Annotated in this window: 11 protein-coding genes; 6 read left to right on the forward strand and 5 right to left on the reverse strand. The window is 38.2% G+C overall.

The features are described from left to right. Window positions 1–111: 111 nt before the first annotated feature. From H6G77_RS24390 to H6G77_RS24405, 4 genes are all read right to left on the reverse strand, one after another. On the reverse strand, window positions 112–549 hold the full coding sequence (locus H6G77_RS24390; protein WP_190592724.1) for a CAAD domain-containing protein: 438 nt from the start codon (window positions 547–549) through the stop codon (window positions 112–114). Window positions 550–1,200: 651 nt separating this feature from the next. Then, window positions 1,201–1,662: a pentapeptide repeat-containing protein gene (locus H6G77_RS24395; RefSeq protein WP_190592723.1), complete on the reverse strand. Its 462-nt coding sequence runs from the start codon at window positions 1,660–1,662 to the stop codon at window positions 1,201–1,203. A 311-nt stretch (window positions 1,663–1,973) separates the two neighbouring features. After that, a complete protein-coding gene (locus H6G77_RS24400; protein WP_190872960.1) occupies window positions 1,974–2,837 on the reverse strand; it encodes an alpha/beta fold hydrolase in 864 nt (287 codons plus the stop codon). 655 nt (window positions 2,838–3,492) lie between these two features. Next, complete coding sequence (locus H6G77_RS24405) at window positions 3,493–4,716, reverse strand: HhoA/HhoB/HtrA family serine endopeptidase (protein WP_190592721.1); 1,224 nt, start codon at window positions 4,714–4,716, stop codon at window positions 3,493–3,495. A gap of 183 nt (window positions 4,717–4,899) precedes the next feature. Between H6G77_RS24405 and H6G77_RS24410 the strand changes: the two genes are divergently transcribed. The 3 genes from H6G77_RS24410 (at window position 4,900) to H6G77_RS24420 (ending at window position 7,625) form a co-directional block, all read left to right on the forward strand. Then, window positions 4,900–5,196 (forward strand): hypothetical protein, encoded by a 297-nt coding sequence (locus tag H6G77_RS24410; protein ID WP_190872961.1) that lies wholly within the window; start codon window positions 4,900–4,902, stop codon window positions 5,194–5,196. A gap of 108 nt (window positions 5,197–5,304) precedes the next feature. After that, window positions 5,305–6,027: a peptidylprolyl isomerase gene (locus H6G77_RS24415; protein WP_190872962.1), complete on the forward strand. Its 723-nt coding sequence runs from the start codon at window positions 5,305–5,307 to the stop codon at window positions 6,025–6,027. 209 nt (window positions 6,028–6,236) lie between these two features. After that, complete coding sequence (locus H6G77_RS24420) at window positions 6,237–7,625, forward strand: CHAT domain-containing protein (RefSeq protein WP_190872963.1); 1,389 nt, start codon at window positions 6,237–6,239, stop codon at window positions 7,623–7,625. Window positions 7,626–7,778: 153 nt separating this feature from the next. On the opposite strand, the gene H6G77_RS24425 is transcribed toward H6G77_RS24420, so the two are convergent. After that, the gene (locus H6G77_RS24425) at window positions 7,779–9,137 is read right to left on the reverse strand and encodes an NB-ARC domain-containing protein (protein WP_190872964.1); all 1,359 of its coding nucleotides are present in this window, start codon (window positions 9,135–9,137) and stop codon (window positions 7,779–7,781) included. 196 nt (window positions 9,138–9,333) lie between these two features. Between H6G77_RS24425 and H6G77_RS24430 the strand changes: the two genes are divergently transcribed. Genes H6G77_RS24430 through H6G77_RS24440 form a run of 3 tightly spaced genes read left to right on the forward strand, consistent with a single transcriptional unit; the run spans window position 9,334 to window position 11,025 of the window. Then, window positions 9,334–10,221, forward strand: coding sequence for an ATP-binding protein (locus H6G77_RS24430; RefSeq protein WP_190872965.1), 888 nt, complete (start codon window positions 9,334–9,336; stop codon window positions 10,219–10,221). Between the two features lie 38 nt (window positions 10,222–10,259). Beyond that, window positions 10,260–10,619, forward strand: coding sequence for a hypothetical protein (locus H6G77_RS24435; RefSeq protein WP_190872966.1), 360 nt, complete (start codon window positions 10,260–10,262; stop codon window positions 10,617–10,619). A 13-nt stretch (window positions 10,620–10,632) separates the two neighbouring features. Then, on the forward strand, window positions 10,633–11,025 hold the full coding sequence (locus H6G77_RS24440; RefSeq protein WP_190872967.1) for a hypothetical protein: 393 nt from the start codon (window positions 10,633–10,635) through the stop codon (window positions 11,023–11,025). The last annotated feature ends 359 nt before the right edge of the window (window positions 11,026–11,384 follow it).

Consider the following 11,384-nt stretch of genomic DNA (forward strand, 5'->3'; position numbering starts at 1 on the left):
AGTTATAGCAGTCGGGCATAGTAAGACTTTTACCTCCTGCCTTCTGCCTGGTTGGTGAGCGAACTTGTACTGAGCGCAGTCGAAGTAGCCGAACCACTGCCTCCTGCTATATTATGCGCTAGGAGCGTTTTTACCAACAACTTGTGATTTGAGTGTTGTAATTTCGTTAGTTAGCTCTTTTCTGGTTGAAGCCTTGAGTAAATAGCGGTAAATAAACCAAGCAGAGTAACCAATCCCAATCAACTCAAAGGTAGGTGCTACTAAAGGAATATCATTCAAAGAATCTAATATTGCCAAAAGTACCTTAACTGCGACAAGTGCTGTCACAATTGCGCCAACAACAACTAAGGGTTGCTTATATTTGCTGAACAAGCTCCCCAGGTACTCAGGCAGTGATGCTAAAAAGCTAGAAATTTGTTCGCCGTACTTCACCCATTCCTCTTGAGGTTGAGCAGGAGGCTGGAGTTTAGTAATGGTACCTGTTTGGCTGTTGATATCTGGCACTGCTGCTTCTGTGGATTTTGTTTCTGCGAATTCTGGTTCTGGCATCTTAATTTCCATAAATTTGACAGTTGGGTTTTTTTATCTGGACAATGACAACCAAAAGGCTGTGATTGGACAAGGCACAAGTTGATCAGACTTAGATGGGTAACACATTGTATTCCCTATAACCATAAATGCCTCTAACCTCTACTGCATCAACTCCAAGGTAGACAGTCACTAGAAGGACAGAAGCCAAAAATTGTAGGCTGTGTTACTACATCTATCTGTGTTTTGTGTTTTTCAATCAACGGCAACCTTCAGGATGAGATTATCCTATGCCGTATCAGTTGCTGATAATCGTACTCCTGCAAGTACAATTCATGCAAAAATCAGATCACCTCTCATTTATACAAGGTTAATCGCCGATTTTAACTGAATATTAAAGCTATCTTCAGCCAGATTCGTCAATGAATCCATTGGTCATTGATATGAATACTTAATAAAAGTTCTTCTGTATTCACGTATCTGGCTTTGATAAATCAGGGCTGACACACAACAGTTGTCTGATGAGAATGGGTGTAAGGGTGTCGGGGTACAGGGGTGTATGTCTTCAAAACCTTTACACCGTTCGGCTAACGCTCACGGCGAAGCCCCATACCTTTTCACCCCTACACCCAATTTCCACAGTTATGGGAAATGAGTCTACTTAAGTTCAAATTAGTCCCAATCTGGCATTTGTGCGCCTTCTTCACCACCAACACCGATGCCTGTGTTGAAAATATCTGCATCGGTGATATTCATATTGTCCATTGATGCGCCGTAGACGTTGGAGTCATGAATTTGAGCGCGGGTAAAATTCACGCCGTCAAGATTAGCTTTTTTAAAGTTAACGTTGGTGACAAAAGTTGAAGATAGGTTAGCTCCTTTCAAATTTGCGTTGGTGAGGTCTGCACCTTCGAGGTTTGCGCCTGCAAGGTTAGCTTTAGAAAGGTTGGCACCACGTAAATCTGCACCAATTAAATGAGCGCCACTGAGGTCAACTCCAGCTAGATTACACCTCTGACATTCCCCAGTAGATAAAAGCCTTTGTAAATCTTGCGAATTCCCTGCTTTCACAGAGGTGGCAAAAATGAGGGGAGTGGTTGCTAAGGCTATAGCGGCAATTAGCTTGAATTTCATAATCTTTCCCCTTTGTATTGAAGTTGTAACCGTTCTTTTCCTCACGATTCTATTATCTCACTAATTTTCTGGACAATGTTGATTTAACTCACAAAATCAAGGTGATGTTTAATAGTTTGGTCAAAGACATAAAAACAGTATGGATGCGGGTTTTGGGCTGGCGATCGCTCACAAAACTTACCTAAAATTACCAATCTTTATCTTGTTAAATCTTTTTAAGAAATACAAGCATTTATTTTGATTTGTCATTGGTTGTTAACCGGAATTTTTATATTATTAATTGGCACTCAGTAATTCTACTTTTTAGTATATTAAATTCCCGTAAATTCACGCATGTATCGATTCACTAGATCCGGTTCCTCTTGCTGTACCCAATGCCCACAATGGGGAATATACTGAATTTGCAAGTTGCTGACATAGGTATCAGTTCCATAGGTAAGCTCTTTCCCAAGGGCAGTATCATTTTCACCCCAAATCATCAGTGTGGGGACATTTAAAATTCCCCAATTTTTGTTGGGTAAAAAGTGAGAAAATACATTGCGATAGTAGTTGAGCATTGCTGTTAAAGCACCGGGTTTAGCAGCCGCATTTTTATAAGCTGCTAGGTCAGAGGCAGTAAAAGCATTTTTATTAACTGCTGTGCCTTGAATAATCTGAGCAATTGGCTGATAGTCAAAAGTTTGCAGGAGAAATTCTGGCATGATTGGTAGTTGAAATAAGAACATATACCAGCTACGTAGTAACTGTTGGGGAGTTGATAATCCCTGAGAAAATTTAGCGGGGTGTGGTAAGTTAAGTATGATTAATTTCTCTAGCATTTCTGGGTGAGCATGAGCAAAACACCAAGCGATCGCACCACCCCAATCATGCCCAACTAAAACGCATTTTTCGTGACCTAAACCTTTAATTACACCCGCAACATCTTTGATAAATTCACCCATAATATAAGCTGATTGTGCTTTGGGTTTTTCACTATCGTTGTAGCCACGTAAATCTAAAGCCACAACTTGAAAATTTTCCGCAAATTCTGGTATTTGATGCCGCCAAGAATACCAAAATTCAGGAAACCCATGTAACATCAACATCAAAGGGCCTGTTCCTTGGGTGACATAGTGCAGTTTTACACCATTGGTAGTGATATATTTATGTTCCCAAGCATTTTTAAGGTCAGACATTTGTTGTATTTATTAAATAAGTAATCTTGCTATTGTGGAATTATGTATCAGATTACTATCCCTAACATCTGTTAAAGGGCAGTTTTTGAGGTGGTAGTAATGTCAGAAAATTCTAATAAAAGTCTGAAGTGTGAAATTTATTAGGACTCATATTTGATTTGGGAAAAAATCAGTACACCCAGACCCGCATTTCTCACAAGCTTCAGGCGTTTGATGGGGCAGAGGGGCAGAGGTGCGGAGGGGCTCTTGAGAGAGTACCTTCATTCTCCCCTGCTCCCCTGCTCCCCTGCTCCCCTGCTCCCCTGCACAGGCTTTGAAAGGTGTGGTGAGAAATCCGGGCCAGATCAGGCTTCTTTCCTACTACCGACTCCCCATTCCCGACTCCCCATTCCCTACTCCCGACTCCCCATTCCCTACTCCCGACTCCCCATTCCCTATTCCCGACTCCCCATTCCCGACTCCCCATTCCCTATTCCCGACTCCCCATTCCCTACTCCCGACTCCCTGCGTACACAACTAGATTCAGGGAGCAAACCGTATTCCTATAGTTCATAAGTCATTACCCGGACATACTATATCAAAGCTGCCATAACTCAAAAAAATACGGGGATAAGCCTAAGCCTATCCCCATTTTTCAGATATCAAAAATTAGCACTTACGAAGTAGCATTTTGTAACTCAGCAGTGCGTACTGATAACTGTTGTGTTTGACTACCTCTTTGGATTTTTACCTGTAAAGCTTGACCAAGGGTGCTATTTTCCACAAAGTTTTGCAACTGTTCAGCATTGGTAATAGCTTGGCCATCTATTTGCAGGATGACATCACCACGGCGAATACCAGCTTTAGCGGCTGGGGAATTGGGGACAACTCGCATCACTAAAACCCCGGTTACTTCTGGAATTTCAAATGTAGAGTTTGGGTCACTGTTATTTTGTTTCGCTAATTCTGGGGTTAATGTGACCATCTGCACGCCTAGATAGGGGTGAGCTACTTTACCATTTTTTTCCAGTTGTGTAGCGATCGCTTTAGCTTTATCAATGGGAATTGCAAAACCAATACCCATCGCATCAGCACGAATCGCGGTGTTAATTCCAATTACTTCACCGCGTTCATTCAACAAAGGGCCACCAGAGTTACCAGGGTTAATGGCTGCGTCAGTTTGAATGAAATCTAGGCGTTTATCCGAAATTCCCACTTGGGCGCTAGAACGCTTGAGGGTGCTGACAATACCCAAAGTAACTGTATTATCAAAACCTAAAGGATTACCAACTGCGATCGCCCAGTCTCCTACTTGTACAGCATTAGAAGAACCTAAAGTTGCAACGGGTAAATCTTTACCAGCGTTAATTTTAACCACCGCTAAATCTGTTACTTCGTCAATACCTTGAACTTTACCGTCAAAGGTACGACCATCCTTGAGGCGGACTGTAACTCTATCGGCTTTGTCTACAACGTGGGCATTAGTTAAAATCAAACCACTTTTATCAATAATGAATCCAGAACCTAGACCACGCAGTTGTTCTGGTGGTAATTGTTGAGAATAACCATCACCAAAAAACTGCCGGAAAAATGGGTCTTCAAAAAATGGGTCAACACGGCGGCGCGTAATTGTGCGTTCCGTGTCAATTCTCACCACTGCTTGACCAACTCGATTCACAGCCGCCGTCACAAAACTACTATTACCGATAGCAGCAGTCGCCGGTGATTGTTTTTGGGCAATCAGTTCTGGTGCATCATCAACCTTCACTGGACTGGGTGCGGGTTCCGCTTGCGAAGGTAACACCTGCAAAGTGCTAACAGTGAGCAAGACTCCCAAAAATATGGCGAAAATATGGGTACTAAGTCTACGTATAGAACGGGTTATTTTGGACAATCGCATAATCACAACCTAAATTTTAGAAGCCGAATTTTTGCTTAGTCGTGACAAATCTCTCTAAAGTTATTTTTACAGCTAGGATGAAATTCCTGTGTACTAACTTTATTGTTACTGCTTTAGATACTCAATACTGGTACTAAAGCATGGTATTAGCTACCTGTAATTTAAATTAATTGAAAATTTCCCTTGATAGCTATTACGGACATTGGCCCTGTACAGGTTCGGATATCACCAGTATCGTTTTACAACGGCAAATTGATGGACAAGGCGACAGTGGAGGAGTATGGATTTTTAGATGCAACTCTCCGGTATTATGGAGCTTACATTCCAGACCTGAGTGAGACACCACACCTTTACGATGACTCAACTTCAGATTTCCATCCAACTCGTTTAGATTTTGAAAGAATTGATGCTGTAGTTTTACCTCAAGAGGCATTTTATTGGCGGAATATGCTTCCTGTACCAAACCGTGTAATAGCATAACAATTCAAATACAGTGGCAGTTTTAAAGTTGATGATGTTGATTGAAAAATTACTAGCCAGATATGTAACAATAATTGCTGGCTGAGACGATCGCAGTTGGGATAAAAAATGACAGAAGCTCTCCAAATTGGCAACCGTACAATCCAGGCTACTGAGCTAGTTCCCTTACTGGCAAGTTACCAAATGTTGCCACAGCTAATTCGGGAATTAATTATCGATGAAGCGATCGCATCTGTAGAATGTACATCAGAAGAAATTACTCGCGCTCAACAGCAGTTTTACCTAGAACGGCAGTTAAAAACCGATGCAGACATTAAAGCCTGGATGGCTTATCACGGTATAACAGTCAATCAACTTGAATCAGTCACAATTCGGAAACTAAAAATCGAGAAATTCAAAATTGCTACTTGGGGTAACAAACTCGAATCATACTTCTTTCAAAACAAAGCCAAGTTAGATAAAGTCATTTATTCCCTACTACGTACTCAAGATATCGGACTTGTTCAAGAACTCTACTTTCGCCTCCAAGCCAAAGAACAGTCATTTGCAGAACTAGCCAAAGAATACTCCCAAGGCCCAGAAGCCCAAACTGGCGGACTAGTCGGCCCAGTTGAACTACAAGCAATTCATCCCGGAATGGTACAGTTGCTATCCAGCAGTCAACCCGGTCAAGTTTTACCTCCCGCCCGAATAACCGAATGGGTTGTGATTTTGCGCCTAGAAAAACTCATCCCAGCCCAACTCGATGACCAGATGAAAGCAAGATTATTGAATGAACTGTTTGAAGCTTGGCTACAAGAACAGCAAAAGCAAATCCAATCTAATTCTTAATCAACACCTAGAAATTTAGGTTATGATTTGAACATAAGAGTGCAGATATCATAAATAAGTTGTGAAGCAGAGAGACACAAAAGACAAGGAGGACAAGGGAGACAAGGTAGAGAAATAGTTGTAAATCATTTAAGATTTCTGCATAACACAACTTTGACTTATTTCTCTTAATCCAGTCAGAATTATTAATAATATTTTTTCATAAAAAAATGAACAAGCGCAGGCTAAACTTATTAGCTCTTTCAACCCTCAGTTTATTCATAATTGGGCTGGACTTGCTAAAGTTTAGCCAAGCAGAAATCCAAGCCGTTCCGCCAATAGAAAAACAAATTAAACTTCCCGTATCTCGGTTGCAGCCGGATATTATTAAAAAATTACTAGACAGGGAAGATATTAACTCGGCTGTTATCCATATTGAAAGGGGTTGGAAGCAGCAATATGATGAATATATGCAGGTAAAATTACCTTCAAATCAGGTTATTGAAGTCAACAAAATCAGTCAAACTCTCAAAAATATTAATCAAAGAGTCGGTAAAAAAAGCGCCTTAATATATGCAGTACCAACTGCTGACCAACTCGATTTAATCTTGGTATTACCGGATAAACCACCAATTCACAAACGTATCCCCGAAGCTAAAAGAGAAGTATTGACTAACTTAGTTACAAAATTCCGCAATGATCTTACTAATCCCAGTTCTTCGCGCAAGCGATATCTAGCATCCGGTAAGAAAATATATGACTTTTTAGTTGCACCCTTAGCATCTGACTTGAAAAGCCAAGGTATTAATAATCTGCTATTTTGTTTAGGAGGTGGCTTACGGACTGTTCCTTTAGCGGCGATTTCTGATGGTAAAACATTTTTAATTGAAAAGTATAGTTTAACGATTATTCCGGCTTTTAGTCTGCTCGATTTTCAACTAACCAATATTACAAAAACCCAGGTTTTAGCAATGGGAGCATCAAAATTTCAAAACCTGGAACCTTTACCTGCTGTTCCCTTAGAATTATCTAATATTGTTAACAATAACTGGAAGGGTAAGTCTTTATTAAACCAAGACTTCACTCTCAAAAACTTGAAAAAAGAACGTGCTAAGTATCCTTTTGGAATAGTACATTTTGCTACCCATGCTGAATTTGCTCAGGGTTCTGTGGATAAATCTTATATCCAGTTTTGGGATAAAAAAATTCGCTTAGATGAACTGAAAACTCTCGGACTCAATAACCCTCCAGTGCAGTTATTAGTATTGAGTGCTTGTCGTACGGCGTTGGGTGATCCTCAAGCTGAACTGGGGTTTGCTGGGTTAGCTGTACAGTCAGGCGCAAAAGCCGCCTTAGCAAGTCTGTGGGAGGTGAGTGATGGCGGAACATTGGCTTTGATGCTGCAATTTTACGGAAAACTAAAAACTAATCCAGTTAAGTCAGAAGCCCTACGACAAGCTCAAATTGATATGCTCAAAGAGCGTGTTAGTTTGGAAGATAATCCCCGCATTCGTGGTGCTGCTTCTTCTGAATTACATGAGTTGGATGAGCTTGATGAGGATGAATTATCTCATCCTTATTATTGGGCTGGATTTACATTGATTGGCAATCCTTGGTAGTATGGCAACTGGCTGGCGATCGCTAAAATAATAATTCTTATTAAGTATCGGTAGTGTTCACTAACTCTACAATTTTCATAGAAGTTCTCTTGATAAACAGCAGATTATGTTCATCAATCCAAATATCTGGTTCTTCAGTAGCAATTGTTTGGTTCATAATCTCTGAGAAATATTTCTTATATACTGCCTAAAAACTGGGGATAGTTTAAACATAATTTTTTCCGTTTTTATTTTTTGAATTAAATACCTTTGTTGTAGAGATTCTAATCCATTGATAAAATCGCTGGAAGATAAATCTAAGGTTGCTTTTAAATCTTCTCTAGAGACGGCTTGATTGAATTTACTCAATTCTAAAATAATCTGCTTTTCTGTAGGTGATATGTTGTTAAAGACTTGACTAAGTAAAAATTGTATATCTTTCGTAATAACTAATTCATTCTCTGCTAAAAAATCGGCTACTTTACCGTCGAAAATCTTTCTGATTGAACCCGCAATACTTTTTAAGTAACCTAAATTTCCTTCATATAAATCAATTAAATTTATCCAGCTATCTTCATCTGTTAATCCTGTGTTTCTTAATATCTCCTTATCATATAAACCTGATAATTCTAAAAATTTTATCGGATATAATTCTTCATCTAAAAATTCCATTTCCGCACATTGTTCTTGACTGATAAGAATGACACTACTTTGGTGTTCAATTTTTGCAACCATTGTAAAAAAGTTTTGATAATCTTGATATTCAATTTGATATGTTCCAGCAAATTGACCCTTGGTAAATATATGATGAATATCATCAAGAATGATTAAGCATTTTTTCTCACTCAGAATTTTAAAAAATTGTGTTAATTTATCACTTATACTTACTTGAGCTTCTTGTTGACAAACATTTAATAAATCATCAATCAGTAAATTCAGTGGTTTAGGGTGTTTTAAACTTCTCCATATGATTACTTCAAATTGCTCTAAATGTAAATCAACAAATTTTTTGACAAGAGTAGTTTTACCAATTCCATATAACCCTAGAACTGAGATTAAAGAAGTACTTTGATTTGATATCCAATCATCAATCTTGTGAAGTTCGCAGTCTCTATTATAGAAGTTGGTTATTTGAGGTGCTAAAGATATATCGTAATGAATTGATTTAAATTTATTGTTTTCTTGGTTATGATCATTAGATTGATACAGGTATGATGAACCAAAATTTAAAATATTATTATTGTTATTATTTTGAATAACAATTGGTAATGATGATATCTGCAATCTTTCAAATGTAGAACGAAAATTAGTTTTTTTTATATCTTCCTGCAATATTTGAGATAAAAGTTGCCATAGTTCAGCCCCTACGTCTCCTACATGATTTTTAGTAACATTACATTCTTGTGCAATATCATCATATGTTTGTCTTTGCCATGTTCCTTCGACTACAGCAGTTTGAATGTCGTCTAGATGCTTTCCAGTTTTATCAAAGACTATCTGATCAACAAATTTTACAACTTCGTTTACATTCATGAAAGCTATACATATTAATACTTGTAAGCATTATAGCGAAACATAATTAAATTTTTTCCAATCTTTTCCGTTTTTTTTCTTAAAACATTGTAATAAAATCTCAGTTGAAATACGTTTATATCCGTTTCTGTCAGACTATCTAAAAAACTGAAATTTTGGCATTGTATTAGATAAGTTCAATAAAGTAAGTAATAATATGGAGTTCATAATCGTCAAAGACAGAGATAAATCAGATAAGCAAAAAAAAGCACAGACTTTAGTAGAGCAACCTAAATGGACTCTTGAAGAAATAGCACTATCCCAAAGCACACTTGACCAAATTGACCAGATGGTTGCTTACATACAAAATAGAGATAAACTTTTGTATGATTGGCAATTTAATCGGTTTTTGAAAGCGGGAAGTGCTTTGAGTGTTAACTTTTTTGGTGTACCGGGTACAGGTAAAAGTATAACATCTGAGGCAATTGCTCATAAACTTGGACTGTCAATTATTAGAGCTAACTATGGTGAGCTTGAGTCTTCTTTTGTAGGAGGAACATCTGATAACTTAGCATCAGTTTTCAAAACAGCAGAAGAAACAAAAAGCTTACTATTCTTTGATGAAGCTGATGCAGTCCTTAGTAGAAGAATCTCCAATTTATCACAAGCAGCCGATCATGGTGTTAATTCAGCAAAAAGTACTTTGCTCACTCTCTTAGATAAATTCAATGGGATTATTGTGTTTGCCACAAATCTTTTTGATAACTATGATGAGGCTTTTTTGAGGAGAATTCTGTTCAATATAGAGTTTTTGGCTCCAGATATAGTTATGAGAGAACATCTATGGAGATTTCATTTATCTGAAAATGTACCCAAAGAAGTAAGTTATGAGCATTTAGCTAATATTAGTGATGGTCTTTGTGGTGGTGATATCAAAAATATCACTATTAAATTAGGCTTGCAATTGCTGACTGAAAAGGTAGAAAGCATTGATGAGACTTTAGTAAAAGAAGAAATTGAAAAATACACAGAAGTAAAACTAAGGCACAAGAGAAAGTGTTTTTCAAACGAAACATCTATTTTAAGTAACACTTCGGTGAATTAATCTAATCTAACTCAAAACATTGTGGAGGAATCTTTATTATGCCAATTCCAGTAATTGTCTGGATAGTTGCGGCTGCTATTGGAGGTGTTGCTGTTGGGTCTAATTGGGATCGAATCAAGGAATGGGCTAGTCAAACGCTAGGCTATATCCTTGATGGTATCAACACAGCAATTCAAGTGACATCAGACGCAGTTGTTTATGCCGTAAAAAATGTAAAAATTCCCGGTGGTATTCCTCGTTTCTCTATAAAGATAGAAGTTTATGTCCAAGATGTTCGCTCTGGTAAGAGTACCTTAAAATCTGAAGAGAAAGAAATTTCCGAAGACGAAATTCCTGATGAATTCAAGAAACAACTTACCACAAAAGCCAAAGTGAAAATGTTGCAACAGAAAACTTAGGAGATAATAAGTTATGGATAAGCAAAAAAGTCTTCAAGACAAGTTTGGTAAGCTATTCAACACTATAACGAGCATCCCTAAGAAACTAGCAGACGCAGTTGAGGAGAGATTGAAAGAACCTTCTAACTTAATTTCTGTTCAAGAAGGATTGTTGAATTTTGAGCGAATTGAAGAAGATGTGAAACGAATACAACATGATTTGAAAGCCGGAGGTGACAAAGTTCTTGGCAGTCATCTTATATTAGATGATGAGCGTAACCTTATGGAAATTAAGACTTACACTGAGAGAGGGGATAAGACTTTTGTTATCACAGTTGATGCTGAAGTGAAACGAATAACTAATATTCCCTCTGACGTTTTAGAAGAGCTAAAAGAAAATGGACGTGTTGAACTAAGCTTAAAATAGCAACTCAGCATGATCAAATTCCTTTAAAGTAGAGACGTAGCAATGCTACGTCTCTACAAGATTTATATGTATCATGACTAACGTGAAATGTTATGAGAGTCTATCGACATTAGCCATTTTGTGACTAGAATAAAACCCAACTTTCTCAAGACTTTGTTGGGTTGCGCTGTCGCTCCACCCAACCTACTCTTCTGTATTGCGATATAAACCAATTTTTCTAACCAAATTATTCAGAGATTTTATGCTGTGAACTACCTACACTGACCTTGCGGAGAGCGTGTAGGCTTCCTGCCCAACAGAAAACGCAGTAGTGGATTTCTTTCGTCCTCCCTTACTTCGACTTACATCTGGGCGACAGG

The sequence above is a fragment of the Aulosira sp. FACHB-615 genome (genome assembly GCF_014698045.1).
Taxonomy (GTDB): Bacteria; Cyanobacteriota; Cyanobacteriia; order Cyanobacteriales; family Nostocaceae; genus Nostoc_B.